This is a genomic window from Mangrovimonas aestuarii, assembly GCF_028767185.1.
Classification (GTDB): Bacteria; Bacteroidota; Bacteroidia; order Flavobacteriales; family Flavobacteriaceae; genus Mangrovimonas_B; species Mangrovimonas_B aestuarii.
This window is the reverse complement of sequence record NZ_JARACK010000007.1, coordinates 174,933-201,442: the sequence shown is the minus strand read 5'-3', so window position 1 is coordinate 201,442 and position 26,510 is coordinate 174,933. Positions and strand designations below refer to the sequence as shown.

The window sequence follows — 26,510 nt, the reverse complement described above, 5'->3', positions numbered from 1 at the left end:
ATTGTGTGTTTAATCTTTTGAGATGAACAGTTTATTAAATTTTGTTCTAAATTTAGCTAAGGAAATAATTTTTATTACGATACACTTTCCCAAAAAATCCTTTAATAGCAAAAATTTATAAATCCCTTTAATTTGAAGTTGCTTATATAGTTATGGCTTTTGCATAATTAAGAAGCAAAAAGTCTTAGTATTGGCCACAAACTGCTAATGCTTATCCTTTCCCTGTTTGGTGACCTTACTCCCCGGTTTGCCTAAAACTTTCCTTTTTGTTTATGTGGTTGTTCAATAACTAATTAAACCAAAAAACAATGGAAACATTTTCAACTCATTCAGGTAAGGGGAGTGCCAATTTATCTATTCCTCAAAAAACAAAATCTTTTGTTTTATATGCTTCAAAATTAAAATCGGTCATGTTAGTCATGGCTTTGTTTTTTCCTATTCTGACCTTTTCTCAAGTAGCTCCGGTTAATCCTCCAACAGGACAGTTTGATATTGATGGGGACCTTATGACTGATGATAGTACAGGAGATTGGATTTATGATAGTGGTTCAGGGGGGTATGTTCTTGAAGAATCTGGAGGAGTTTGGCAAGCAGTAAATTCTGATATCACAAAGTTTGTCCGGGACGATTTCAATGCGCAATCCGATTTGAGTTTCACGGGGGGAAGTTCGTTTGATGATAACCCTAATGACTGGAATTGGTCAACGGGTAAACCAACCAGTAAGTGTGATATCAATACCGCTATAGTACATGCTACAAGCTCGGCTACCCAAAAATGGGTTATTCTTGCTGGAGACCGATTAACTACTAATGGTACTAGCTATATAGATTTTGAATTTTCGCAAGGAAATTTTACTCGCAATGAAGATGGAACGTTCTCTTCCGTTGCCGCTGATGATACTTCTTTGGCGGATACAAATGGTAGAACTCCGAATGATTTTGTGCTTTCTATGGAATATAGCAACGGAGGGACGAATGCCACAGTTCATTACTATGTTTGGGAAGGAACTGAAGGGGTTCCTAATTCATACCAATTTGTAGAATATCCCATTCCAGAGGTAGCCATGGATCCCTTGGCATTTGGTAAAACAAATGGAGAGGGAGTGGTAAGTGTACCCTACGGAGCCTTTGGAGGTGTTAATTATATTCAATATGCTTTTGTAGAGGCTGCCGTAAACATTGATGGAATTTTGAGCAGTATAGGGGGGTGTACAGGAGTAAATATTAGAACGGTATTCGTAAAAACCAAAGCATCTGATTCTTATAATGCGGCTCTTAAGGATTTTGTTGATCCTATTCCGGTGGACTTTCAATTTGGAGAGGCAGGGTTAGATTACGGTCCTGCATATTGTCAATCAGGTACTGTTGCTCCAACTATACCCACATCTATAAATGGAACATTTAGTGCTTCACCAGCAGGTTTGGTTTGGAGTAATCAAAGCAATGGGGTAATAAATTTAGCAGGCAGTACTCCAGGTACTTATACCATTACATACACCCCTAGTGGAGGTGTTTGTTTAACTCCTGCTACTGATACAGTAATTATTAACCCATTGCCGACACCTACCGATGCCAATATAGTAATCTGTGCGGATGAAACCAGTACGGATTTGAATTCATACGATATCACGGTATTGGACGGTGAGACGGGAACGGTGGCATGGTACGATGGCGACCCGGGAACCGTGGGGACATTAATTTCGCCTGATAATGTGGTGAACTTGGGTGCTATTACAGATTTATGGGCTGAGGTGACCTTGACCGATACGGGGTGTAAGGCAAGTGTAGATATCACCACAACGGTTAACCCATTGCCAACACCTGTAGATGCGCCATTTACTATATGTGCTGACGAGACTTCAACAGATTTAACAGCCAATGCTGCAACGGTATTGGATGGTGAGACGGGAACGGTTGCATGGTACGATGGTGATCCGGGCAATGGTGGTACGGCAATAGTTTCTCCCACAACGGCTAACTTGAACGCCATTGGTGATTTATGGGCCGAGGTGACCTTGACCGATACGGGTTGTGAGACAAGTGTAGATATCACCACAACGGTTAACGATTTACCTACACCGGCAGATGCACCATTTACAATATGTACAGACGAGACTTCAACAGATTTAACAGCCAATGCTGCAACGGTATTGGATGGTGAGACGGGAACGGTTGCATGGTACGATGGTGATCCGGGCAATGGTGGTACGGCAATAGTTTCTCCCACAACTGCTAACTTGAACGCCATTGGTGATTTATGGGCCGAGGTGACCTTGACCGCTACGGGTTGTGAGGCAAGTGTAGATATCACCACAACGGTTAACGATTTACCGGCACCAGCAGATGCCAACATTGTTATTTGTATAGATGAAACTAGTACGGACTTGAATTTATACGATTCCACGGTTTTGGACGGTGAGACGGGAACGGTGGCATGGTACGATGGCAACCCAGGAACCGTGGGGACATTAATTTCGCCTGATAATGCGGTGAACTTGAACGCCATTGGTGATTTATGGGCCGAGGTGACCTTGACCGCTACGGGATGTGAGGCAAGTGTAGATATCACCACAACGATTAACGATTTACCGACACCGGCAGATGCCAACATCGTTATTTGTATAGATGAAACCAGCACGAATTTGAATACGTATAACACTACTATATTGGATAGCGAGACAGGAATGGTGGCGTGGTACGATGGCGAGCCAGGCAATGGAGGTACGGCAATTGTTTCTCCCACATCGGTTAACTTGAACGCCATTGGCGATTTATGGGCAGAGGTGACTTTGACAGGTACGGGATGTTCCGCGAAAATTGATGTTAGTTTAACTATTGATCAGGTAATAGCCAATGCTGGAACCGATTTTACCAAGACTTGTGATACCAATCCAAATGGAGCTCAGATTGGAGAAGCCAGTGAAACAGGATATACTTACTCTTGGTCACCATCAGGAGGGCTTGACGATGATAGTATTAGCAACCCAATAGCAAACCCAAGTGCCACTGTAACCTATACAGTAACAAAGACCAATACACTAACAGGGTGTTCAGATACAGATGAAGTAACTGTAACCGTAAATACAGATGAGCCGATGGATCTGCAAATTTGCGTAACAGAACCTTCGCTATGTGGTCCTGCAACAGGTAGTGTTGAGGTTACTAGCCCGCTTGGAGATGATTATCACTACAGTATTGGTGGAACTATTTGGCAAGATAGTCCTAGTTTTACTGGGTTAACGGCTGGATCTAATCCTCAAGTTTACGTACAAAATGTAAGCACGGGTTGTATATCTGGCCCTGTAAGCTGTTCTGATTCTGACTGTAGCGGAGATGCTTCAAGAGTAGTGGTACAAACAGAAGAGGAGCCAGTTGTAAAGGAGGAGTCTTTTATGAATAGAACCACTATTAAGGCGTTTCCTAATCCGTTTAATAATGATGTAACTTTTAAAATCTTTGTTCCTGAAGAAGAGGAAGGATCTCTAGAGCTGATGGATATTTTAGGAAGACACATTAAAACGGTTCATAAAGGAGAGTTTAAAAAAGGGGAGAACTCTTTTGAGGTAAACTTACCTAAGTTAAATGCATCCACTTTGTTTTATATTTTAAATGTAGGAGGTGAACGTAAAACAGGTAAGCTCATGCAAAAATAAGCGAGATGAGAGAAGGTGAGGAAGTAATTAATAGCAGAAAAACCGGCGTAAGCCGGTTTTTATTTGTTGTTTTCCTTGAGTAGGTTTGGGAAATTTGCCTTAAATCGCTTTAACCTTGGGATGGAAACGTTTTGAACATATGGATCTGTGGGATGGTTTTTTAAATAGTTTTGATGGTAGTCTTCCGCTTTCCAGAATTTTTGAAAGGGATAAACTTCTGCAGCAATATTAGCGTTAAGTTGATTTGATAATGCTTTTTTTTTGTTGAGAATGATTTGTTTTTGTTCTTCGTTTTGGTAAAAGATTATAGATCGGTATTGAGAGCCAATATCATGACCTTGACCATTAACTTGAGTAGGGTCTTGTGAACCGAAATATATATCAACTAAAGTAGAAAAACTTACTTTTTTGGGATCATAAATAACTTCTACCGATTCAGCATGGCCAGTTGTTCCTGTGTTGCTGTCGTGGTATGTCGGTTTTTTTGTGTGACCTCCAGAGTAACCTGAAATAACCTCCTTGACTCCGTAAACACTTTCGTAAACAGCTTCTACACACCAAAAGCATCCACTTGAAAAATAAGCTCTAGCTAAGCCGTTTTGCATTGGAATTTCTACCGGAGGGGCATTTTTTATTACTTCTTGTTTTGGGTCAACTTGAGCGGTGTTATTACAAGAAAACAACCAAATTAAAATGATTGATAAAAGGAAAGAAGAACGAAAATTCATATTAATTTTTTTCTTCAGTCGAATTTATTGTAAAAACCTTAATTTTTAAAACAAAAAAGCCTTTACAGATATGTAAAGGCTTGAAAGTATTTTTAGGTGTTGTTCTATAGTTTGGCAAACAACGCTTCCATTTTTTCTCTTTCTTCGTTAGCAAGAGCTTCGTCAACCAAGATTCTCCCACTATGTTCATCGGTGATAATCTTTTTGCGAGAAGCAATTTCCATTTGAACTTGTGGTGGAATAGTGAAGAAAGATCCTCCAGATGCACCACGTTCAATTGGTACAACGGCTAAACCATTTTTTACGTTACCACGAATTCTGTCGTAAGCAGCAACTAAGCGATCGTCCATTTCGTCTTTGTACTCAGAGGACTTTTTTATCAAAGCTTGTTCTTCCTTTTCAGTTTCTCCAAGAATGGCATCAAGTTCCCCTTGTTTATGCTTTAAATGCGTTTCACGTTCTTTTAGACGCTCTTTGGTTTGCTCGATAACTTCTTTTTTGTGCTCAATTTGGGCCCTGAACTCTTTAATATTTTTTTCAGCCAATTGAATTTCTAACTCCTGATATTCAACTTCTTTTGTTAAAGAATTGTATTCACGGTTGTTTCTTACGTTTTTTTGTTGATCGGCGTATTTTTTGATTAAGGCTTTAGCCTCTTCAATTAAGTTTTTCTTACCGCTGATTTCCTCGTCTATGGTCTCCAAGCTTGCTTCAAGCTTTTGAAGTCTAGTGTTTAGTCCGGCAACTTCATCTTCCAAATCACGAACCTCTAAAGGAAGTTCCCCGCGAACGTTTCTAATTTCATCGATACGAGAATCGATAAGTTGTAAATCGTATAAAGCTCTTAAACGCTCTTCTACAGATACTTCTTTCTTTTTTGCCATACTTTAAAAATACTTAACAGGATTGGTATTTGTTTTAGATAAAACGATTGCAAAATTAGTGATTTTTTTTGTAAGATACGAAACTAATAGTTTTTTTGTGAACTGCTCACTTTCGTAATGGCCTATGTCTGCCAATATGATATTATTTTCTGCCGTAAAAAAATCATGGTACTTTAAATCAGCAGTTACAAATGCATCGGCACCAGCAGCTTTAGCGGCACCAATGGCAAAACTTCCAGAGCCACCCAATACAGCTACTTTTTTAATGGGTTTATCGCGAAGGGCAGTATGTCTAATAGAATTGGTTTGCATGCGTTCTTTAAGGAAAGATAGGAATTTTTTTTCATCCATCGAATTTTCAAATTCACCAATCATTCCCATGCCAATATGTTGGTTATTGTTTTCTAAGGTGGTGATTTCGTAGGCTACTTCTTCATAAGGATGCTCAGAAAACAGAGCTTTTAGCACTTTTCCTTCAATGTGACGCGCATAAGTTACCGAAACTTGAGTTTCATTTTCATAATGTGTTATTCCACGTTCACCAACTACTGGGTTTGAGTTTTCATTGCCTTCAAATGTTCCTGTTCCATTTACGTTGAAACTACAGTTGTTATAGTTCCCTATAGCTCCTGCACCTGCATTAAACAAAGCACTTCTCAAATTTTCGACTTGAGCATTTGGAACAAAAGTGACGAGTTTTTTAATGGTCCTTGGTTGAGGTAATAAAACGTTTCGGTTTATTAGTCCCAGTTGTTCGCAAATTTGATGGTTAACTCCAGTGAAGGCATTATCTAAAGCAGTATGTATGGCATATATGGCAATGTCTTTTTTTATAGCTTTTAGGACAACTCTTTCCACATAGTTTTTTCCAGTTATTTTTTTCAGTCCTTTGAAGATAATGGGATGGAAGGTGACTATGAGGTTGCAATTATTTTGAATGGCTTCGTCTACAACTTCTTCAAGCGTATCTAATGTAACCAGGACACCGGTTACTGAAGCACTTTTATCTCCAACCAAAAGTCCAACATTATCGAAATCCTCAGCATAGTTTAAAGGAGCAAGCTCCTCTAAATAATTTATGACATCCTGAACAATCATATATTTGCATTTGTTGATTTGAAACAAAGATAAAATAATTACATTCGCTCTAATGAAATTGATAAGAAACATCGCCTTTCCGTTAGTACCGGCGTATTATTCTGTGACTTGGTTACGTAATAAACTCTTTGATTGGGGGGTGAAATCATCTATATCATATCCCTTTCCCGTAATTTGTGTGGGTAATCTTAGTGTGGGAGGTACGGGGAAAACTCCGATGATAGAATATCTGATTCGTTTGCTTAAAGAGGAGTATAAAGTTGCGACACTTAGCCGAGGGTATAAACGAGATAGTGAAGGATTTGTTTTGGCAGATAAAAAGGCTTCTGCTAAAACTATAGGGGATGAACCTTATCAGTTTTACACTAAGTTTGGGGATAGTATTAAAGTTGCTGTAGACAGTAATAGGCAAAGAGGAATTCAATTTTTAAGGAATATAGACGATAAATCTGAGGTGATTCTTTTGGACGATGCATTTCAACATAGAAAGGTAAAAGCTGGTTTTAATATTTTACTGACTACATATAACAAACCCTATTTTAAAGATATTGTTTTGCCTACTGGTGATCTGCGTGAACCGAGAAATGGAGCTAAACGAGCAGATATTATAGTAATTACCAAATGTCCTGATAATCTTAGTGACGAAGAAAAGTCAAAAATAATTGAGGCTACCTATCATGAGTCTTATCAGCATGTGTTTTTCAGCAGTATTAGTTATTCAAATTCAGTTCTTTCTGAAAATGAATCCAAGACCATGTTTGAATTATCGTCTTTTACTTTGGTGACGGGAATTGCCAACGCAACTCCATTGGTTAATTACCTTAAAGGAAAAGGATTGGATTTTGAACATCTTAATTATAAGGATCACCATAATTTCACAGATCCTGAGATAGAAGTGTTGCTAACGAAAGAAATTATTGTAACGACAGAAAAAGATTATATGCGTTTAAAACAATATGAAGAATTGAAAAATAAGCTCTACTATCTTCCTATTGAAGTAAAAATAGACAGGCATGAAATTTTCGATGAACTAATAAGAGATTTTGTTAAAAATTAATTAGCAGCAGTTTTATCTTTAATCAAGGCAGAAAAAAGTTTCTTTTCGAAATCTTCCTGTTTGAAAGGTTTGGAGATAATATCATCAAAACCAGCTTCTTCAAATTCCTGCATTTTGTCATCAATTGTCACTGCTGTCAAGGCAAAAATGGTTAACTCCTTATCAAAGGTTCTGATAATTTTAGTCGCTTCAATACCACTAATTCCAGGCATGTGAATATCCATTAAAACAACATCATAGCGGTTATTCTTAACCATGTCAACGGCACTTTCGCCATTGTCTACAACATCGCATAGAAGATTCATTTTTGTAAGAATCTTTTTAGTTATCATTTGGTTGATTTTGTTGTCTTCAACTACCAGAATTTTAACACTTGATAAATCCAATTTATTAATTTCCTTAAAGTAACTTGGTTTCTTTTCAATTTCAATTTCTGCAGAGTATTCTAATGGAATTTCAAAAGTAAAAGTAGATCCTTGCCCTAGCTCACTTTCTAGGTAGATATTACCTTTTAAAATATCAATTAGTCCTTTAACAATTGAAAGACCAAGACCTGTTCCACCATATTTTCTGTTGATTTGTATTGATCCTTGAGAAAAACTATCGAACATATGTTCTTGCTTTTCCTTGCTTATTCCTATACCATTGTCCTGCACTTCAAAACGTACAGTATATGTATTGTTCTTTTTGTTAAGATCACTTATCCTTACCCAAATATCCCCATCTTTAGTAAACTTGATGGAATTACCTATAAGGTTTATTAATACCTGGGAAATTTTTAATTGGTCACCGTTGAAGGTTTCAGGTAAAGAATTACTGTAATCAAAATGAATTCTAATATTGTTGTCTAATGCCGAATTGTTAAGTGCGGCAATTACATTACCCGCTTTTTGTTTAAGGTTAAAAACTTCTGGTTCGAGATCTACTTTGTTAGCTTCTATTTTATTGATTTGAAGGATGTCGTTAATAAATGTAAGAAGGTAGTCTCCCGAAAATTTAAGCGATTTTAAATGTTGTATTTGACTAGGTTTTGGATCTTCTTCAAGCAGCATTGATGTGAGTCCCGTAACGGCATATAAAGGTGTGCGTAATTCATGAGTTACAGTAGATAAGAAGTTTGCTTTGGTTTTCGAGGCCAGCTCGGCTTTTTCCTTAGCAACAATAAGCTCCTTGTTCTTTTTGTGAAGCATATTGTTTGTTTTTAGTCTAATGTTGTTATTCTTGTATAACGACAGAGTTAGAAGTGAAAGTATGGTGATTAATGCAATACTTAAAATAGTAGTAAGCTTTCCCAAGCTTTGGGCTCCTTTTAACTCTTCTAAATCTGCTGCTTGTTGTTTTTGATATTCAGTTTGGTTGTCTATTAAAAATTGGATACGTTTTTCAGGCGATAGATTTTCTCGCCTTATTTTTAACAGTGAATCCGATAGTTTTATGTAGGAATGGAGGTATTCGCTTGAAGCTTTGTAGTTTTCTAGTTTTCTACTAATTTCACTTAGGGCTAAATATCCTTCTGTAGATATTTCACTAAAATGGTTGTTCTGTGAAATGAGCAGGCCTTCTTTAGCCAAAGTTTCGCCTTTTTCAATCTCACCTAGCATGGCATGAGTTTGTCCTAAATTGATTAAGGCGCTACTGTGTACCTTAAGAAGTTCGTAACGTATGGAAAGTGCCAAAGACTTTTCCAAGCTGGCTCTTGCTTTTCTGTATTGTTTTAAAGCGATATATGCTTTCCCTTCGTTTAGCAAAACTTCAGAAACATAATCGTTGAGCTCTTCTTGTTCAAAAAGCGTATGGGCAGACTTAAAATAATCTAATGCCTGTTGGTAGTCATGCTTTTCCATATAAACATTACCAAAAGTTTTATAAGTTTCGGCAATGTTCAAGTTGTCCTTAGCGAAACGCTGAACTTCAACGGCTTTGATAAGCGATTTTATGGCGTCGTCATATTCCTCTATTAAATACTGAAGCTTGCCCAGTTTAGAATAAATTAAACCAATGCTTTTTTTGTTGTCTATTTTAGTGGCAAGATCAAGCGCTTCTTCGAGGGTTTTTTGAGCTTGATAATAGTTGTTGTTTTCAAGGTCATATTGTGCTTGAGTAATACGGTAGTTAATGTTGTTTTGAATGGTTTCAGGGTCTTCACTCAGTGAATTTTGAGAAAAAAGACTAAAACCTAACAACAAGAATATGGCACAGATAAAGGTCTTGAAATGGGACATAGTTGTCGCTGTTTAAACAAATATAAATATTTATCCAAGAAAAGAGGCTATTCAGGGGATAATTTGGAGATTAAATCAATGAGTCGGCTAGAGTATCCCGTTTCATTATCGTACCAGCCTATTATCTTTACCATGTTACCTATTACGGAAGTCATTAAGGAATCGAAAATGCAAGAATGTGTATTGCCAATAATATCTATTGAGACCAAAGGGACATCAGTAAATTCTAAAATGCCTTTATAATGTCCATTTGCAGCCTTGTTGAAGGCTTCGTTAACTTCTTGAATAGAGGTCTCTTTTTCTACATTAAATGTAATATCAGTTAAAGACCCATTAGGTACAGGTACACGTATACCGCAACCGCCTATGACTTCTGATAAATTAGGGAAAATTTTTGTTAAGGCTTTTGCTGCTCCAGTTGTTGTTGGAACAATTGATTGACCTGCAGCCCTAGCTCTGCGAAGGTCGCGATGAGGTTGGTCATGTAAACTTTGATCTGCAGTATATGAATGTACAGTAGTTATGTATGCTTGTTTGATACGACAAAGCGAGTTGACAATGTCTATCATTGGAGCAGCATTGTTTGTAGTGCAAGACGCATTGGATATAATAGTTTCAGAACCATCTAAAATAGTATCATTAACACCTAAAACGATGGTTTTGATATCATCATCAATTGGGGGGACACTCAAGATTACACGTTTGGCACCATTATCGATATGGTATTGTAAATCTATTTTCGATTTGAACTTACCTGAACTTTCAATTACAAAATCGACGTTTAGGTTTTTCCATGAAATGATATCCCTAGGATGACTGAAATTGAAAAGGGGAACTTTGTTGCCATCAACAATGATGTGAGATTCATTATGTGACACATCATGGTTGAAAATACCATGTATACTATCGTATTTTAATAAATGGCTTAAGGTTCTAGCATCAGCCAAATCGTTAATTGCTATAACCCGAATATTTGGGTGGTTTTGTAAGAGCCTAAAAACGCGACGGCCTATACGGCCAAAACCATTTATGGCAACATTTATCATTAGTTAATATGTTTTTGAGCTCTGTATGAAGAGCGAACCAAAGCGCTACTCTCAACGTGACGGAAACCTAAGCTCAATCCAATTTCCCTATATTCTTCAAATTGATCTGGCAGTATGAACTGCTTAACAGGAAGATGCTTTTTACTCGGTTGGAGATATTGACCAATTGTAACTACATCAACTTTGGCCTCTTTAAGATCGTGAAGTGTTTCAATAACCTCTTCTCTTGTTTCTCCTAACCCTAGCATGATTCCTGATTTAGTACGACGCTGCCCTTGTTCTTTCATATATTTTAGAACACCCATACTACGCTCGTATTTTGCCTGAATCCTTACTTCTCGAGTTAATCGTTTTACAGTTTCGATATTATGAGAAATAACTTCAGGAGCAACATCTACAATTCTATCGATATGTTTTTCTATACCCTGGAAATCTGGGATAAGTGTTTCCAAAGTTGTTTCAGGGTTCATACGTCTAACAGCTTTTACTGTTTCTGCCCACATAATACTTCCCATATCTTTTAAGTCATCACGGTCAACACTAGTTAATACAGCGTGCTTGATTTTCATTATTTTAATAGAACGGGCTACTTTTTCCGGTTCGTCCCAGTCTACGTCTTCAGGACGCCCTGTCTTTACTCCGCAAAAACCGCAAGAGCGTGTACAAACATTACCAAGAATCATAAAGGTAGCTGTACCTTCACCCCAGCATTCTCCCATATTAGGGCAACTCCCCGAAGTACAAATGGTGTTCAGCTTATACTTGTCTACCAATCCTCTTAATTCTGTATATTTTTTCCCGGTAGGAAGTTTTACACGAAGCCATTTTGGTTTTCTCTCTCGTTCTGGTAATATGTTTGAAACTGTTTGTGTCTCCATTGCGATTATCATTTCGAATGGCAAAGATACAAAGTATTATCGTAAAAAATCCTTAGTAAACGTTAAGTTGGATTGCAGTAAAAAAGCTTTAGTTACCTAGTGTTTTAATTTTTTTTGATGATTCCTGCAAGAAGCTTTTTGGCTCGAAGTAATTTTACTTTAACGTTGTTTATAGGCTCGTTAAGTTCTCTAGAGATTTCTTTGTAGCTAAGCTCTTGGAAATAACGAAGGTTAATGACTTCTTGGTAATGTGGTTTAAGTTGCTTTATATCCCTAAGCAATTTTGCCAAATTTTGCTCAGTGATTAATTTGTCTTCGGCTGAAGGTGACTCATCTAAAACTTGTTGTAGCTTTTCGTTCGATTCATCATGAATACGTTGAGAAATAGAACTTTTTTCTTTTCGAACCAAGTCGATGTGTATGTTTTTGGAAATGGTAATCAACCACGTTTTGAATTTGTAGTTTTCGTCAAAAGTGTTGATTTTATCAAATGCTTTAGAAAAGGTTTGAATGGTAACGTCTTCAGCATCATTTTCATTTTCTATGCGCTTCAACTGAAAGCTGTATACATCATCCCAAAAGGTGTCCAATAAAAAATTAAAGGCCTTTTGGTCGTTTTTTTTAGCTTGTTTAATGGCGTTTTCTATTTCCAATGATTTGGTTTTGCTATGCGGTTAGATATAAAGATAGTTAATTGCATAACAATTAAAAAACACTCTAAAAGAGGTAGCAGACAAAGCAAATCCGTTTCATGTAATTTTTTTGCTGACTTTCCAAAAACGAGATATTGCAATAAGAATCTGAGCACGATAAGTCCTATAACAATTTCCCATTGGAATGTTAACCCTAGAAGAAGGATGCTTAGGGTCCAGAATAAAAATTGTGATAAATAAAATAAACCCAATAGTGTTTTGTGTTTGGATTTGTAGAGAGAAGCTGTAGAAATATGTCTCTTTTTTTGCCTGAACCAAGATTTAAAACTTGACTTAGCAGGAGTCATGGTAAAACTGTTAGCAGAAAAGCATATTGCCGTATTGTTTTTGTTGGCCACTTCGTTGATGAACAGATCGTCATCTCCCGATCGAACTTGAATATGGTTTATAAATCCGTTTACACTGAAAAAATCATCTTTTGTGTATGCCAAATTACGACCAACACCCATATATGGAATTCCAGATTTGGCATAAGAGAAATACTGAATTGCCGTAAGAAGTGTTTCAAATCTTATGAGCTTGTTCAACAGTGAGTTTTTAACTGGAATATGTGCACCATAGCCTAGAATTATGCTTTTACCTTCTTTAGAGTGAGCATACATTTCACTAATCCAGTGTTTGGAAACTGGCTTGCAATCAGCATCGGTAAGAAGCAGTTGTTCATTTTTGGCTGCTTTAATTCCTAAGGTTAAGGCGTATTTTTTGTTAGCCCAAAAGGCTTCGGTGTTTTTTACATTAACGATTTTTACACGGCTGTCCTTTTCTGCGAATGCTTCAATAACTTCTAAGGTATCGTCGTAAGAAGCATCATTAATTAGTACTACTTCAAAATTAGGATAATCTTGTTCTAGGATTAATGGTAGAAATCGCTCAAGGTTTTCAGCTTCGTTTTTAGCACAAACAATAACTGAAATACCTTGATCGCCAGGAGTAGTATTTAATGGTTTAACAAAGGCGAATCTGGAAAATATGATGAGGTAGTAAAAAACTTGAATTAGGACTACTACCACGAAGGCGTAGAACAATATATCAAGAAATATCATGGATAATTAGGAGTGTTGAGGTTCGCTACAATCCTTATATTGATCTGGAGTTTTTCCGCAAAAGCCACAAGCTTCCCCTTCTTTATTTAGCATTGGGTTTTGACTGGCACAAGTACCAGCAAATTTACCGTCTTTTTTTGCCCATATCTTTATGGCAATACCGGCAATTCCCAAACCTAATAATGCTAATGTGATTAAAAGAAGCTTCATGTGTCAAACAATTTTGTGCAAAGATAATGTATTTCAATAATAATGTAAAAAAATTAAAGCCTCAACTTATTAAGTTGAGGCTTTGTATGAAGTAGGGCCTTATATAACTATTAATCTAGTCGTTCTTGTCTAAAGAAATCTCTGCTACCGAATTCTCTAATGAGGCATTATTATTACCCCCCTTAGGTTCTATGGTTATGTTTAAGCCAAGTGCATCTTCTGGGTAAGGAATGGATTTGAGTTGTCTATCAGTTTCGGTAAGAATTCCTAAACTTACCATTTTATCCTGAACTTCGGCCCAAATCTGGTAGCATTGTTCTTCTGGTAATTGTGGCAACGAAACAACATCTATCATAGATGTTTTTTGTTTAGAATTTATATAAGCTACCGTTTTAAGATTTTTGGCTCTTTCATTACCATTAATAATGTATTTATGTGTTTCTGGATCATTAAGCTGTTTAAATTGCTTCATGATTTCGTCCAGACGTTCATTGTTTTTGGCAATATCCCCACGAAGGTCGAATATCTCGTCTACGACAACCTGATTTTCCCTAGAGAGTTTTTTGTTTTGAACAAAGAATATGAACGATGTTCCGGCAAATATTAAGGCAGCTATACTAGCTGCAACACTAAATTTGTGCCAATATTTGCGTTTTCGTGTACTTTGTTTCAATGCAATTACAGGGCTTTCGTCCAACTCTTCCAAAATAGAATCTATAATGAACCTAGGGGCTTCTACAGCATTGCTTTTGGCGAAAATTTCAAGGTTGTGCTGTAGAGTGTTATATGCGTTTTGAACTTCTGGGTATTTGGAAATATAAGATTCTACCAAGGCTGTTTCTTCGGCCGTGGTAGCACCCACTAGATATTTTTCTAATAGGTCAGAATTTAAAAAAGTAGTTATTTTCTCATTCATGACGTTTTTTACATTAAGGATTGTAAATTTTCTTCAATTCACGTAATCCAATTTTCAATCTCGATTTAATAGTACCAAGTGGAATATTTAATTCGTCACTTGCTTCCTGCTGCGTCATCCCTTCAAAAAAGAGAGCGTTAAGAACTATTTGATATTTTTCGTCGAGGGTATTAAGGTGTTTTTTTATGTCCATAACATCTTGGTTTAATCCCTCGGCGCTTATACTATATACGTTTGAAGATTCAATTTGGACTTCTTTACTGGTCTTGGTTGACTGAGAGCGAACTTTATCTATTGCTGTATTATAGGTTATACGATACAGCCAAGTAAATAGTTTTGCTTTTTGGGCATCGTATTTTTTTGCGTTTTTCCATATTTTTATAAAACTCTCCTGTAATACATCTTGCGCTAAATCCTCATCTCGAATCACTTTGAGAATTACACCGTATAGGGCGTCGGCGTAATTATCGTAAAGCAAAGTCATGGCCTTTTTGTCTTTAAGCCTAAGCAGTGCAACGATTTCTTGTTCAATAGGGGTGCTCAAAGTTTAAATCTTTTAGTAGGTTAAAGTAGGTATGGTAAAACCAAATTTATTGATTTCTTTTGAAATTACAGCACATTAACTTCTGGTTCAATAGAAATATTGAACAGTCTAGCAACTGTTTTTTTTATAAGAATTGCTAAGGCGTAGATATCACCACCTTTAGCATTGCCGTAATTTACAAGAACCAAAGCTTGTTTATTATGAACACCATAATTGCCAAGGCGTTTACCTTTAAATCCTGACTTTTCTATTAGCCATCCAGCGGGAACTTTTACTTCTGAATCTGAAACTGGATAACAGGGAATATCAGGGAAATTGGATTTTAAACTTTCGTAATGAGAAAGTGGAATAACTGGGTTTTTAAAGAAACTACCACTATTGCCAATGTCTTTTGGATTAGGTAGTTTGCTTTCCCTAATACTGATTACGGCTTTGGAAACATCTTGAATGGTAGGTTTACTAACATTCATGTTTTGTAGTTCAGACTGAATTGCTCCATACTCTGTATGTAGTTGATGGTTACCTTTGCTCAATTTTAAGGAAACTGAGATGATAATATATTGACCTTTTGCTCCATTTTTGAAAATGGAATTACGATAACCAAAATCGCAATCTTCTAGCTTGAAGGTAATCTCTTGTTTTGTTTTTATGTCTATAGCCTGACAGGAAACAAAAACGTCTTTTAGTTCTACACCATAGGCACCAATATTTTGGATTGGGGCAGTACCTATATTTCCTGGAATAAGAGAGAGGTTTTCAATGCCTCCGAAGTTTTTGTCTAAACACCACAAGACAACCTGGTGCCAGTTTTCACCAGCATTGGCAGTTACTATAACGCTTTCTGGAGTTTCATCAGAAATATTAATGCCCTTAATATTCACATGAATAACTAAAGCATCAATGTCTTTGGTGAGCAACATGTTACTGCCGCCGCCAAGTATGAGTTTGTTGGGGTAATCATCAATACCTAATACTTGTATCAGTTCCTCTTTGGAAGAAACTGACACAAAGTATTTGGCTTTTACATCAATACCAAAGGTATTATATGGTTTTAAGGGTATGTTTTGTTGAATATGCACTAGTCTTTATAAACTTTTAACGCTTCTTTAATGATATTAACGGCTTTAATAAGACTGTTTTTGTTAAGAACGTATGCAATTCTAACTTGGTTTAAACCTACACCAGGAGTAGAATAGAAGCCTGCTGCAGGAGCAACCATTACCGTTTCGTTATCTACATCAAAACTCTCCAATAACCATTGCGCAAAGTTATCTGCGTTCTTTATTGGTAGTTCAGCTATACAGTAAAAAGCTCCTTTTGGCTTGGCAACCTTAACACCCTCAATCTTGTTAAGTTCAGCAATAAGAGTATCTCTACGATCTACATATTCAGTAATAACATCGTCAAAGTAACTCTGTGGAGTTTGTAAAGCAGCTTCACTTGCAATTTGCGCCAAAGTTGGAGGACTCAAACGGGCCTGAGCAAACTTAAGAGCTGTAGAAATAACATTTTTATTGCGAGATACTAAGCATCCAATACGTGCACCACACATGCTATAACGTTTAGATACAGAGTCGATGATTATAGCGTGATCTTTTAAGCTTTCCTCTTCCATAATAGAATAGTGCTTAACACCATCGTATGTAAACTCACGGTATACTTCGTCTGCAATTAGGAAAAGATCATGTTTCTTTACAATCTCTGCCAATTTTTGGATTTCTTCCTTAGAGTAAAGGTATCCAGTTGGGTTACCTGGGTTACAAATAAGGATTGCCTTTGTTTTTGGCGTGATAAGTTTTTCGAATTCTTCAATAGCAGGAAGAGCAAAATTGTCATCTATATTAGAAATAACAGGAACAATATTTACTCCAGATGCTGTAGAGAAACCATTATAGTTAGCATAGAATGGCTCGGGAATAATAATTTCATCATCAGAGTCCATTATTGTTCCAAAAGCAAACATTAATGCTTCACTTCCTCCAGTGGTTACAATTATATCGTTATGCTCTACTGGAATATTGTTTTTATGGTAGTAAGCCGCAATTTTCTTTCTGTATTCTTCAGAACCTTCAGATCTTGTATAGGCTAAGATGTCAAGAGAGTGGATTTTAACGGCATCAAGTGCAATTTCTGGAGTTTTAATATCAGGTTGACCAATGTTTAAGTGGTAAACCGTCTTTCCTTCTTTGTATGCTTGTTCTGCATATGGCACCAATTTTCTAATTGGTGATTCTGGCATATGTTGCCCTTTATGTGATATTGCTGGCATGGCTTTTTTTATTAGGCCACAAAGTTGCGAAATTTATCTTAAATTTTTTTTAAAAACGGGCCTTAAAAACATAACTTCTTTTTAAGATTCGTAAATTAATGAGAGGAAAGCAGAAAGGTTAATTATGAAACGGTTAGTGTTCATATTGATGCTTATTTGCTGTAGTTCTCTCTTATCCTATTCCCAAGGCCATTTTACTGTGCCGAACAAGTCGAAATCGGATAAGGTTCGATTTCAGTTAATAAGTAATTTGGTAATTGTCCCAGTTGAAATAAATGGGGTGAAATTATCATTTTTACTCGATACAGGAGTAAGTAAACCTATCTTATTTGGTTTTCTTAATGATTCAGATTCTTTGGAGTTGAATAAAGCAGAAACAGTGCTTTTAAGAGGGCTTGGCGACAGAGAAGCTATAGAAGCTATAAGGTCTGAGGGAAATATGTTCAGAATAGGTGATGCCGTTAATGTTAATCAGGAAATATTTGCCGTATTTGATCCAGCATTGAATTTTGCCCCTCGACTAGGGATTCCTGTTCATGGTATTATTGGATATGACCTGTTCAAGGATTTGATTGTAGAGGTAAACTATGTTTCTAGATATATTAGGTTGACACAGCCAGAAGCTTATAAGTATAAAAAATGCAAGAAGTGTGAGGTTGTTCCGTTGGATTTTTATAATAAAAAGCCATATGTCAATGCTGAGGTAAGTTTGAATCAAGAAACCATTCCTGTGAAGTTGTTATTAGATTCAGGTGGTGCTGATGCTTTATGGCTGTTTGAAGATTACGAACAGGGTATTAAATCAAGTAATGAATTTTTTCATGATTTTTTAGGTTTTGGGCTTGGAGGTAGTGTTTATGGCAAGCGATCCAAAGTAGAAACATTCAGTTTAAGTGGTTTTGAACTCAATGGAGTAAATGTTTCCTACCCAGATTCTAATTACATAGGAGGTGCTAAGCGATTTAAGGAGAGAAACGGGAGTTTAGCAGGGCATATATTAAAACGTTTTAATATGATTATAGATTATCCAAACCAAAAGATCACTTTGAAAAAGAACAAATACTTTAAAGAAAGCTTTAGTTATAATAAAAGTGGAATTGAATTACAGCATGAAGGGATAAGATTGGTTAAGGAAGAAGTGGAAAGTAAAGGACCCGATAACTTGTTGAGTAATGATTATGAGACTAAAAACCAGAAAACCATTAATGTTACAAGAACATTTAAGCTTGCTTTCAAACCTGCATTTAGTATTGTAGAGTTAAGAGAAGGTTCGCCAGCAGCACGTGCAGGACTACAGGTGGGAGATGTTATTATATCGGTAAACAACAAAGAGTCCTACCACTACAGTTTACAGGAAATTATCAAAATGTTTTATGATGATGATGGTAAGCGTATAAAATTAGAGGTTGAGAGAGACGGTAGTGTGCTCTCTTACGAGTTTAAGTTGGAAAGTTTATTATAAAAAAACCTCAAGGTTATGCTTGAGGTTTTTTTTTTTTTTGATATCATTACTTGTTGTTATTGTTCAATAACACTTTTTTGTTTTTTCTGTAAGATACTTGTTTCACTAGTAGGCTTAGCAGAAGGGTCAAATACTTCTCCTTTTATTTTGACTGCAAGAGTTGGGGTTTGGGCATTAGAAATTACTGTAATGGTTTTTCTAATTGGACCAACGCGGTTGGTGTCATATTTTACTTGAATTTCTCCTGTTTTTCCAGGCATGATTGGACCGTCTGGTTTTTTTGGTACGGTACATCCACAGCTTGAGCTTACTTTAGAAATAATAAGAGGAGCATCACCAGTATTGGTGAATTCGAAAGTCCTAATACCGTTAGAACCTTTTTCGATTGTTCCATAGTCAATTGTAGTAGATTTGAATTCAATTTTAGCTACTTTCTCTTGAGCGTTTACGGTCAAACTTATTATCCCTATAAACAAGATGGTTATAAAATGTTTCATCACATTAGATTTTTAAAAATAGATTGTAAACTTAGTTACTTTTCTTCATTCTGCAAAATAAAACGGTCAAAGCGCCAAGAGTTGTCAGGCAATACCTAGAGACTCAAGTATTAATCCGTACATAATTTCACAGAAAAAAGAAATATAAGTACTTTTGCGCATTAACTTTCAAAAACTATTCCAAAGTATGAGCATTCCATCAAAATATGATGCAAGTCAAGTAGAAGATAAGTGGTATGACTTCTGGATGAAACACAACTATTTTCATTCAACACCAGATGAAAGAACGCCATATACCATTGTGATTCCTCCACCGAACGTAACAGGGGTGTTGCATATGGGGCATATGCTCAATAATACCATTCAGGATGTGTTAATTCGTCGTGCCAGACTAAAGGGCTATAATGCTTGTTGGGTGCCGGGAACAGACCATGCATCTATTGCTACTGAGGCAAAAGTTGTGGCTAAGTTAAAGGCTGACGGTATTAATAAGGCAGATCTAAGTCGCGAAGAGTTTTTGGATCATGCTTGGGAATGGACCCATAAGCATGGAGGTATTATCTTGGAACAATTAAAGAAGCTTGGAGCTTCTTGTGATTGGGAAAGAACAAAGTTTACAATGGACGACGATTTATCTGAGTCTGTAATCAATGTTTTTATTGACTTGTACAATAAGGGATTGATTTATCGCGGTTATCGAATGGTCAACTGGGATCCTGAGGCAAAGACGACACTTTCTGATGAAGAGGTTGTACATATTGAACGAACCGATAAACTCTATTACGTAAAGTATCAAGTTGAAGGAACTGAAGAGTTTGTAACTATAGCTACAACACGTCCGGAGACTATTCTTGGAGATACGGCTGTTTGTGTGAATCCTGAAGATGAACGTTATCAGCACCTTGTAGGTAAAAGTGTTGTTGTCCCTGTTTGTAACCGTGTCGTGCCAATTATTCAGGATGATTATGTTGATATAGAATTTGGAACAGGGTGTTTAAAGATTACTCCAGCTCACGATGTTAATGATAAGGAAATTGGAGATCGCCATAAACTAGATGTGGTTGATATTTTAAATGATGATGCTACTTTAAATGTTTATGGTCTTCACCATGAAGGTAAGTCTAGAGAGCAGGCAAGGGAGGACATGGTAATCGAGCTTACTGAAATGGGAATTTTGGTTAAGACCGAAGATATTGTTCACAAAGTTGGAACATCTGAGCGTACTAAAGCTGTTATTGAGCCTAAGATTTCTGCACAGTGGTTCCTTAAAATGACAGATTTGGCTAAACCAGCTTTGGATAACGTAATGAACGATACTATTCAGTTCCACCCTCCAAAGTTCAAGAATTCATATAGAAACTGGATGGAAAATGTTCGCGATTGGAATATTTCCCGTCAGTTGTGGTGGGGACACCAAATTCCAGCTTTCTTTTATGGAGATGGAGTAGAGGATTTTGTTGTTGCCAAAACAGCCGAAGAAGCGTTAGATAAAGCCAAAGAGAAAACAGGAAACCCTGACATTAAGATTGCAGATTTGAAACAGGATCCAGATGTATTAGATACTTGGTTCTCATCTTGGTTATGGCCTATGTCTGTGTTCGATGGAATCAACAATCCGGATAACGAAGAAATAAACTATTACTATCCAACGAATGATTTGGTAACCGCTCCAGAAATTATGTTCTTTTGGGTAGCAAGGATGATCATTGCGGGATATGAATATAAAAATGAACTACCGTTCAAGAATGTCTATTATACGGGTATTGTAAGGGATAAACAAGGTAGAAAAATGTCTAAGTCTTTAGGGAATTCTCCAGACCCTATCGATTTAATGAAGAAATATGGAGCTGATGGGGTTCGTGTTGGAATGTTAATGAGTTCTCCTGCAGGTAACGATTTGCCTTTCGATGAGGCGCTTTGTGAACAAGGAAAGGCATTTGCCAATAAAGTTTGGAACGCCTTTAGATTGGTGAAAGGATGGGAAGTAAGTGATAGTATTGAGCAGCCTAATTCTAGCAAAATTGCTTTGGAATGGTATCGAGCTAAGTTCCAACAAGCTTTAGAGCTTATAGAAGATCATTATAGCAAATACCGTATTAGTGATGCGCTAATGGAAACCTATAAATTAATCTGGAACGACTTTTGTTCTTGGTTGTTGGAAATGGTGAAGCCTGCTTTCGGCCAGCCAATGGATGCTACTACTTACAAACAGGTAATTGCAATGTTTGAAGATAATTTGAGAATTCTTCATCCGTTTATGCCATTCTTAACCGAAGAGATTTGGCATTATATGGAGGAAAGAACCCCAGAACAAGCTTTAATAGTTGCAAAATGGCCAGAGGTTAAGAAAATTGATGCCGATTTAATCTCATCATTTGAATTTGCTTCAGAAGTAATTGCAGGAATCCGTTCCGTGAGAAAGGAAAAGAATATCTCGTTTAAGGATAGTATTGCGTTGTCGGTAATCAATAACGAAAAGGTTGATGGCCTGTTTAATGACGTGATTGTTAAAATGGGGAATTTAGAAGGGATAGAATATGTAGATGAAGCTCTTAATGGGGCCTTGACCTTTAGAGTGAAATCTAACGAATATTTTATTCCAATTTCCGGAGCTATAGATGTAGAGGCAGAAAGAGAAAAGTTGACAGAAGAGTTGAATTATACAGAAGGTTTCCTGAAATCTGTTCAAAAGAAATTAGCTAACGAGCGTTTTGTAAGCGGAGCACCTGAACAGGTGGTAGCCAATGAGAAGAAAAAGGAAGCAGATGCTTTAGCGAAAATAGAAACACTTAAAGCTAGTTTAGCCAGTTTAAACTAGGAGCAAGTTTAGAATAAAAAAGCGCTTACTGTTCACAGTAAGCGCTTTTTTTATTTTCTATACAGAAAGTAATTCTTGACCAGCTCTATATATTTTTTTTTGGCCTGTTTTTCAGAAATATTTCCTATTTGAAAAAGTGCATTTGTTTTAAAGGCATTGATAATTGGGCGCCTACTTTTAGGCCTGCTATAATCGTTAGTGGCACGTTTGTAATAAGCATATAGGCGTAACAAAAAATCAGCAGGAAAAGGATCTTTATGCGCATTGATACGATCAACGGCCTCCTTAAACTCCATATCTAATTTTTTGTTTGTCATTATTATCTTGACGCTAAAATAGTCTCTCCACCACGTACCTTTTGGTTCAGTTCTACTTTTATTTCCGCATCTAAAGGCAAGAACACATCTACTCTCGATCCAAACTTGATAAAACCAGAGTCACTTCCTTGAATTACCTTTTGGTCTACTTTAGCATAATTTACTATGCGTTTCGCCAAAGCTCCTGCAATTTGACGATAAAGCACTTTACCAAAGCTGTCGTTTTCTACAACCACAGTAGTACGTTCGTTTTCTTCACTAGCCTTAGGGTGCCAAGCTACAAGATATTTTCCCGGATGGTATTTACTGAACACCACATTTCCACCAATAGGGTGGCGGGTAACATGTACATTTACAGGAGACATGAAGACACTTACTTGAATACGCTTATCGTTAAAGAACTCCTTTTCAAAAACTTCCTCTATTACAACAACTTTACCATCAACTGGTGAAAGTACATTGTTGGCATTGACTACCGTTTTGCGTTTTGGGTTTCTAAAAAACTGTAAAATCAGGATAAGAAAAATTAAAAGGGCAATCATAATAGATGTTCGTAACCAATTTATGGCTATGAAATTATCTACAACAAAGAAAAGAGCGATTACCGCAACAAACGTAAAGAAAATTATTTTTTGTCCTTCTTTATGAAACATAGTCTAAAATGCTTAAAAATAGATAGATAAATGGTGCTGCAAAAATCAAACTGTCCAGACGGTCTAACAACCCCCCGTGCCCGGGCATGATTACTCCACTGTCCTTAACATTGGCCTGTCGTTTAAACTTGGATTCGACCAAGTCTCCCAAAGTCCCAAAAACGCTAATAATAACGCTTAAAATGAGCCAGTTACTGAAATTTAATGTTTTTGTAAAGGTAGTGATAAAATAGCTTGCAAGGCAAGCAAAAAAGAGGCCTCCGAGAAAACCCTCAATGGTTTTTTTTGGTGAAATTCTCTCAAAAAGTTTTTGTTTTCCAAAATTCTTACCAACAAGATAGGCAAAGGTATCATTTACCCATATAATGATGAAAGTACCAAATAAAATCTTAGGTGTAAAGGTATAGTTGTAATAAGGGATGAGTAATAAAAAGAGAAATCCTGTAGCAACATAAAAAGTTGTTAGCAAATAGGGCTTAGACCCTATAAGGGGAATTTCTTTTTCGGTAAACAAATCCCTGATAAGGAATAGTAGAACAAACAAGCTTATAACAAGAAGTATTTGTGTACCATAAGCTAAGAAGGTATTGGTTTCTATTGTTAACTGCCAGTACCCAAATTGGGCATATAAAATGGTGAAAATAAGGTAGGGCAACTGAGACTTAAGAGAGATCAGTTTTTTAAATTCAGCAATGCTAACTAATCCAAAAACAAAAAGCAACGAAGTCAATGCAATTTCATTAAACAGAGAAGCCAAGAGTAAGGCAACATACAGTAGCCCCGAAAGTGATCGTACAAAAATTTCCTTCATCTATTAGAGGTCTTCAAGAAGTAACAAATATAGGTTTTTTGAACTACTGCCGTAAGTCATAAAATCCTTGTCGTCTTCAGCCTTAAATAATTTTATAGTAGTAATGTTAGAAGGGATTTTTTTCGAATTTTTGCTTTTTATTCCTCGAAGCCCTTCGCCAATGTTTTCTACCATTTGACTAGTTGTAGCAAATACTACTAGATTGGCAGGAAGTTCATGAAGCTTTTTTTCTGCAATTTGATTGGATGAAATTAGAATAGAACCGTCATCAGCAATAAGATTTTCACAAGTTGTAAGGAAAAAAGCGGCATCTCCAATGGTTGAGGTTGTTTTTAAACCATTTTTTTCAAATTGAGTTTTTAATTGATGGTCTAAAATTAGTGCATTTTCATCTTCCCAATCGTTTTCAATTAAGATGTGATCAATGCATAGGGAAATTTCCTTTAAATTTTCACAGTAAAGAAACTTTCCTCCATTTGCCTTAAAATTTATTGTAAACCGTTCATCTAGAGGTATTTTAACCTCTGGCATATATTTGCCGTGATCATTCGATTTTAATTCTTCTTCTGGCTTATTGGATTTGGAGCCAAAAATTTTTCTAAATAGACTCATTCAAAAAATTCGCTATTAATCTCAATATATATGGGGCTTTATTCAAATATAAAAAATCTTAAATTAACCGTTGGGTCAATTTAAGACTTTTAATTACCGATAACAAAAATAGAGGAAATTACTTGTCCAACAATTCTCGTTCAGCTGTATTTGACTTTTTAAAAGGACGTTCTCCAAATATTTTTTCTAGATTATCTTTAAAGATTACTTCTTTTTCAAGGAGTACGTCGGCCAATTGGCTTAGTTTGTCTTTGTTTTCTTCAAGAATTTTAATCGCTCTCTGGTATTGTTCTTCAATAATATCTGAAATCTCCTTATCAATAAGTTCTGCGGTTTGCTCACTATATGGTTTTGTAAATCCATATTCGTTTTGACCCGATGAATCATAATAGGTAAGGTTTCCTATTTTATCACTCAAGCCATAAATGGTAACCATAGCACGTGCTTGTTTTGTTACTTTTTCTAAGTCACTTAATGCACCTGTTGAAATTTTATTGAATATAACTTTTTCAGCAGCTCGACCACCTAGTGCGGCACACATCTCGTCAAGCATTTGCTCTGGTCTAACAATAAGTCGTTCTTCTGGTAAGTACCAAGCAGCACCTAGTGAACGACCACGAGGAACAATAGTTACCTTTACCAAAGGAGCGGCATGCTCTAACATCCAGCTTACGGTAGCGTGACCAGCTTCATGATATGCAATTGCTTTTTTCTCCTCTGGAGTAATGATTTTGTTTTTCTTTTCAAGACCACCTATAATACGGTCTACTGCATCTAGGAAATCCTGTTTATCAACTTCTTTTTTGCCATTTCTAGCAGCAATTAAGGCTGCTTCATTACATACATTGGCAATATCTGCTCCCGAGAATCCAGGAGTTTGCTTGGCCAAGAATTCGGTGTCTAGGTTTTCTTTTTTCTTAAGAGGTTTTAAATGTACTTCAAAAATTTCTTTACGTTCACGAACATCTGGAAGGTCCACGAATATCTGACGATCGAAACGACCAGCCCGCATTAAGGCTTTGTCGAGTACATCGGCGCGGTTTGTTGCCGCTAAAACAATAACATTTGTATTAGTGCCAAATCCGTCCATTTCTGTCAAAAGCTGGTTAAGTGTATTTTCTCTTTCGTCGTTTGAACCAGAGAAATTACTTTTACCACGAGCACGGCCAATAGCGTCTATTTCGTCAATAAAGATAATAGACGGTGATTTCTCTTTAGCTTGCTTGAAAAGGTCTCTTACTCGTGATGCACCAACACCAACGAACATTTCTACAAAGTCAGATCCAGACAAGGAGAAAAAGGGAACCTTAGCTTCTCCAGCAACAGCTTTAGCCAAAAGTGTTTTACCTGTTCCAGGAGGACCTACCAATAATGCGCCTTTAGGTATTTTACCTCCAAGAGAGGTATATTTCTCAGGGTTTTTCAAGAAATCAACAATTTCTTGTATTTCTTCTTTAGCACCTTCCAATCCTGCAACATCCTTAAAGGATACTTTAACGTCTGTGTTTTGGTCGAAAAGTTTAGCTCTTGATTTTCCAATATTGAAAATCTGACCTCCAGCACCTCCACTAGATCCTGAAGACATGCGTCTCATTATGAAAATCCATACCCCTATAAGCAAAATAAAAGGTAGAAGACTGATAATAAAATCACCCCAAAGATTTTGCTCAGTTTTATACTCAACTTTTGGTTTTGGACTTAGGTTGTTATCTTCGATAACCTTAGAGATGTTGTCTTCAAAGTTTTGAAGATCACCAAATTCAAATCTGTAGTTCGGGAGTGGAGTCGTACTTGGTAACAAAGAAGAAGGCTTTGATTTTTTATGGACATCCTTGTCTTGAGCTTCTTTTGTTAAATATACCTTGGCTTCACGCCTGTTAACAATTTCAACTTTTGCAACATCCCCGTTTTTTAAGAATTGCATGAACTGAGATGGGGTTGTAGTATTGGCTTCTTGTAAAGTGCCCCCACTAAACAGTTGCATTGCTATAAAAAATACAATGATTGCTCCGTAAATCCAGTAAGGGCTGAATTTAGGTTTTTTATTTAGGTTTTTATTGTCGTTTGCCATTAATCCGA

At 36.6% G+C, this 26,510-nt stretch carries 23 protein-coding genes; 4 read left to right on the top strand and 19 right to left on the bottom strand.

The genetic code is table 11. The annotated features are described in order from the left end of the window. Positions 1 to 308: 308 nt before the first annotated feature. Positions 309 to 3,653, top strand: coding sequence for a hypothetical protein (locus tag PWU04_RS10710; RefSeq protein WP_274476097.1), 3,345 nt, complete (start codon positions 309 to 311; stop codon positions 3,651 to 3,653). Between the two features lie 59 nt (positions 3,654 to 3,712). Here PWU04_RS10710 and msrA read toward each other — a convergent pair whose 3' ends face one another. The 3 genes from msrA to PWU04_RS10695 form a co-directional block, all read right to left on the bottom strand. After that, a complete protein-coding gene (gene msrA, locus PWU04_RS10705; protein ID WP_274476096.1) occupies positions 3,713 to 4,381 on the bottom strand; it encodes a peptide-methionine (S)-S-oxide reductase MsrA in 669 nt (222 codons plus the stop codon). Between the two features lie 104 nt (positions 4,382 to 4,485). Continuing rightward, on the bottom strand, positions 4,486 to 5,265 hold the full coding sequence (locus PWU04_RS10700; RefSeq protein WP_274476095.1) for a zinc ribbon domain-containing protein: 780 nt from the start codon (positions 5,263 to 5,265) through the stop codon (positions 4,486 to 4,488). A gap of 3 nt (positions 5,266 to 5,268) precedes the next feature. Beyond that, a complete protein-coding gene (locus PWU04_RS10695) occupies positions 5,269 to 6,363 on the bottom strand; it encodes a Nif3-like dinuclear metal center hexameric protein (protein WP_274476094.1) in 1,095 nt (364 codons plus the stop codon). Between the two features lie 52 nt (positions 6,364 to 6,415). Between PWU04_RS10695 and lpxK the strand changes: the two genes are divergently transcribed. Beyond that, positions 6,416 to 7,420 carry a tetraacyldisaccharide 4'-kinase gene (lpxK, locus tag PWU04_RS10690; RefSeq protein WP_274476093.1) on the top strand — a complete coding sequence of 335 codons (1,005 nt, stop codon included), beginning with the start codon at positions 6,416 to 6,418 and terminating at the stop codon, positions 7,418 to 7,420. On the opposite strand, the gene PWU04_RS10685 is transcribed toward lpxK, so the two are convergent. The 10 genes from PWU04_RS10685 to PWU04_RS10640 all read right to left on the bottom strand — a co-directional run bounded on the left by PWU04_RS10685 (position 7,417) and on the right by PWU04_RS10640 (position 17,261). Further along, positions 7,417 to 9,642 (bottom strand): ATP-binding protein, encoded by a 2,226-nt coding sequence (locus PWU04_RS10685; RefSeq protein ID WP_274476092.1) that lies wholly within the window; start codon positions 9,640 to 9,642, stop codon positions 7,417 to 7,419. The genes lpxK and PWU04_RS10685 overlap by 4 nt on opposite strands. 47 nt (positions 9,643 to 9,689) lie before the next feature. Continuing rightward, the gene (gene gap, locus PWU04_RS10680; protein ID WP_274476091.1) at positions 9,690 to 10,688 is read right to left on the bottom strand and encodes a type I glyceraldehyde-3-phosphate dehydrogenase; all 999 of its coding nucleotides are present in this window, start codon (positions 10,686 to 10,688) and stop codon (positions 9,690 to 9,692) included. Then, positions 10,688 to 11,566, bottom strand: coding sequence for a lipoyl synthase (gene lipA / locus PWU04_RS10675; RefSeq protein WP_274476090.1), 879 nt, complete (start codon positions 11,564 to 11,566; stop codon positions 10,688 to 10,690). The genes gap and lipA overlap by 1 nt, the downstream gene beginning before the upstream one ends. Before the next feature lie 104 nt (positions 11,567 to 11,670). Continuing rightward, positions 11,671 to 12,219, bottom strand: a complete 549-nt coding sequence (locus tag PWU04_RS10670; RefSeq protein ID WP_274476089.1) for an RNA polymerase sigma factor — start codon at positions 12,217 to 12,219, stop codon at positions 11,671 to 11,673. Beyond that, entirely contained in the window at positions 12,210 to 13,322 is a 1,113-nt protein-coding gene (locus PWU04_RS10665) for a glycosyltransferase (RefSeq protein ID WP_274476088.1), read from the bottom strand. The genes PWU04_RS10670 and PWU04_RS10665 overlap by 10 nt, the downstream gene beginning before the upstream one ends. 6 nt (positions 13,323 to 13,328) lie before the next feature. Continuing rightward, positions 13,329 to 13,532: a membrane or secreted protein gene (locus tag PWU04_RS10660; protein ID WP_274476087.1), complete on the bottom strand. Its 204-nt coding sequence runs from the start codon at positions 13,530 to 13,532 to the stop codon at positions 13,329 to 13,331. A 115-nt stretch (positions 13,533 to 13,647) separates the two neighbouring features. Beyond that, a complete protein-coding gene (locus PWU04_RS10655) occupies positions 13,648 to 14,448 on the bottom strand; it encodes an anti-sigma factor (RefSeq protein WP_274476086.1) in 801 nt (266 codons plus the stop codon). A gap of 13 nt (positions 14,449 to 14,461) precedes the next feature. Further along, on the bottom strand, positions 14,462 to 14,992 hold the full coding sequence (locus tag PWU04_RS10650; RefSeq protein WP_274476085.1) for an RNA polymerase sigma factor: 531 nt from the start codon (positions 14,990 to 14,992) through the stop codon (positions 14,462 to 14,464). A 65-nt stretch (positions 14,993 to 15,057) separates the two neighbouring features. After that, on the bottom strand, positions 15,058 to 16,071 hold the full coding sequence (murB, locus tag PWU04_RS10645; RefSeq protein ID WP_274476084.1) for a UDP-N-acetylmuramate dehydrogenase: 1,014 nt from the start codon (positions 16,069 to 16,071) through the stop codon (positions 15,058 to 15,060). Next, entirely contained in the window at positions 16,071 to 17,261 is a 1,191-nt protein-coding gene (locus PWU04_RS10640; RefSeq protein WP_274476083.1) for a pyridoxal phosphate-dependent aminotransferase, read from the bottom strand. Before PWU04_RS10640 ends, murB begins: the two co-directional genes overlap by 1 nt. Positions 17,262 to 17,385: 124 nt before the next feature. On the opposite strand from PWU04_RS10640, the gene PWU04_RS10635 reads away from it, so the two are divergent. Continuing rightward, positions 17,386 to 18,723, top strand: coding sequence for a retropepsin-like aspartic protease (locus PWU04_RS10635; protein WP_274476082.1), 1,338 nt, complete (start codon positions 17,386 to 17,388; stop codon positions 18,721 to 18,723). A 56-nt stretch (positions 18,724 to 18,779) separates the two neighbouring features. Here the strand turns inward: PWU04_RS10635 and PWU04_RS10630 are convergent, their stop codons facing one another. Then, complete coding sequence (locus PWU04_RS10630) at positions 18,780 to 19,220, bottom strand: DUF1573 domain-containing protein (RefSeq protein WP_274476081.1); 441 nt, start codon at positions 19,218 to 19,220, stop codon at positions 18,780 to 18,782. A 187-nt stretch (positions 19,221 to 19,407) separates the two neighbouring features. Here PWU04_RS10630 and PWU04_RS10625 point away from each other — a divergent pair, with 187 nt between their 5' ends. Continuing rightward, the gene (locus tag PWU04_RS10625) at positions 19,408 to 22,038 is read left to right on the top strand and encodes a valine--tRNA ligase (RefSeq protein WP_274476080.1); all 2,631 of its coding nucleotides are present in this window, start codon (positions 19,408 to 19,410) and stop codon (positions 22,036 to 22,038) included. 50 nt (positions 22,039 to 22,088) lie between these two features. On the opposite strand, the gene PWU04_RS10620 is transcribed toward PWU04_RS10625, so the two are convergent. From PWU04_RS10620 to ftsH, 5 genes are all read right to left on the bottom strand, one after another. Then, entirely contained in the window at positions 22,089 to 22,355 is a 267-nt protein-coding gene (locus tag PWU04_RS10620; protein WP_274476079.1) for an acyl-CoA-binding protein, read from the bottom strand. 2 nt (positions 22,356 to 22,357) lie between these two features. After that, positions 22,358 to 23,008: a phosphatidylserine decarboxylase family protein gene (locus PWU04_RS10615; RefSeq protein WP_274476078.1), complete on the bottom strand. Its 651-nt coding sequence runs from the start codon at positions 23,006 to 23,008 to the stop codon at positions 22,358 to 22,360. Beyond that, positions 22,998 to 23,819 (bottom strand): phosphatidate cytidylyltransferase, encoded by an 822-nt coding sequence (locus tag PWU04_RS10610; RefSeq protein ID WP_274476077.1) that lies wholly within the window; start codon positions 23,817 to 23,819, stop codon positions 22,998 to 23,000. Before PWU04_RS10610 ends, PWU04_RS10615 begins: the two co-directional genes overlap by 11 nt. A 3-nt stretch (positions 23,820 to 23,822) precedes the next feature. After that, positions 23,823 to 24,431, bottom strand: a complete 609-nt coding sequence (locus PWU04_RS10605; RefSeq protein WP_274476076.1) for an LUD domain-containing protein — start codon at positions 24,429 to 24,431, stop codon at positions 23,823 to 23,825. 118 nt (positions 24,432 to 24,549) lie between these two features. Further along, the gene (gene ftsH, locus PWU04_RS10600) at positions 24,550 to 26,502 is read right to left on the bottom strand and encodes an ATP-dependent zinc metalloprotease FtsH (protein ID WP_274476075.1); all 1,953 of its coding nucleotides are present in this window, start codon (positions 26,500 to 26,502) and stop codon (positions 24,550 to 24,552) included. Positions 26,503 to 26,510 lie beyond the last annotated feature (8 nt).

Excerpts from the sequence above, each read along its gene's own strand:
- PWU04_RS10610 (WP_274476077.1), bottom strand. The coding sequence starts at position 23,819 with ATGAAGGAAATTTTTGTACGATCACTTTCGGGGCTACTGTATGTTGCC.
- PWU04_RS10695 (WP_274476094.1), bottom strand. The coding sequence starts at position 6,363 with ATGATTGTTCAGGATGTCATAAATTATTTAGAGGAGCTTGCTCCTTTA.
- lpxK (WP_274476093.1), top strand. The coding sequence starts at position 6,416 with ATGAAATTGATAAGAAACATCGCCTTTCCGTTAGTACCGGCGTATTAT.
- PWU04_RS10685 (WP_274476092.1), bottom strand. The coding sequence starts at position 9,642 with ATGTCCCATTTCAAGACCTTTATCTGTGCCATATTCTTGTTGTTAGGT.
- PWU04_RS10660 (WP_274476087.1), bottom strand. The coding sequence starts at position 13,532 with ATGAAGCTTCTTTTAATCACATTAGCATTATTAGGTTTGGGAATTGCC.
- PWU04_RS10700 (WP_274476095.1), bottom strand. The coding sequence starts at position 5,265 with ATGGCAAAAAAGAAAGAAGTATCTGTAGAAGAGCGTTTAAGAGCTTTA.
- PWU04_RS10615 (WP_274476078.1), bottom strand. The coding sequence starts at position 23,008 with ATGTTTCATAAAGAAGGACAAAAAATAATTTTCTTTACGTTTGTTGCG.
- lipA (WP_274476090.1), bottom strand. The coding sequence starts at position 11,566 with ATGGAGACACAAACAGTTTCAAACATATTACCAGAACGAGAGAGAAAA.
- PWU04_RS10625 (WP_274476080.1), top strand. The coding sequence starts at position 19,408 with ATGAGCATTCCATCAAAATATGATGCAAGTCAAGTAGAAGATAAGTGG.
- PWU04_RS10635 (WP_274476082.1), top strand. The coding sequence starts at position 17,386 with ATGAAACGGTTAGTGTTCATATTGATGCTTATTTGCTGTAGTTCTCTC.
- PWU04_RS10620 (WP_274476079.1), bottom strand. The coding sequence starts at position 22,355 with ATGACAAACAAAAAATTAGATATGGAGTTTAAGGAGGCCGTTGATCGT.
- PWU04_RS10665 (WP_274476088.1), bottom strand. The coding sequence starts at position 13,322 with ATGATATTTCTTGATATATTGTTCTACGCCTTCGTGGTAGTAGTCCTA.
- msrA (WP_274476096.1), bottom strand. The coding sequence starts at position 4,381 with ATGAATTTTCGTTCTTCTTTCCTTTTATCAATCATTTTAATTTGGTTG.
- PWU04_RS10640 (WP_274476083.1), bottom strand. The coding sequence starts at position 17,261 with ATGCCAGCAATATCACATAAAGGGCAACATATGCCAGAATCACCAATT.
- PWU04_RS10630 (WP_274476081.1), bottom strand. The coding sequence starts at position 19,220 with ATGAAACATTTTATAACCATCTTGTTTATAGGGATAATAAGTTTGACC.
- gap (WP_274476091.1), bottom strand. The coding sequence starts at position 10,688 with ATGATAAATGTTGCCATAAATGGTTTTGGCCGTATAGGCCGTCGCGTT.
- ftsH (WP_274476075.1), bottom strand. The coding sequence starts at position 26,502 with ATGGCAAACGACAATAAAAACCTAAATAAAAAACCTAAATTCAGCCCT.
- PWU04_RS10710 (WP_274476097.1), top strand. The coding sequence starts at position 309 with ATGGAAACATTTTCAACTCATTCAGGTAAGGGGAGTGCCAATTTATCT.
- PWU04_RS10605 (WP_274476076.1), bottom strand. The coding sequence starts at position 24,431 with ATGAGTCTATTTAGAAAAATTTTTGGCTCCAAATCCAATAAGCCAGAA.
- PWU04_RS10655 (WP_274476086.1), bottom strand. The coding sequence starts at position 14,448 with ATGAATGAGAAAATAACTACTTTTTTAAATTCTGACCTATTAGAAAAA.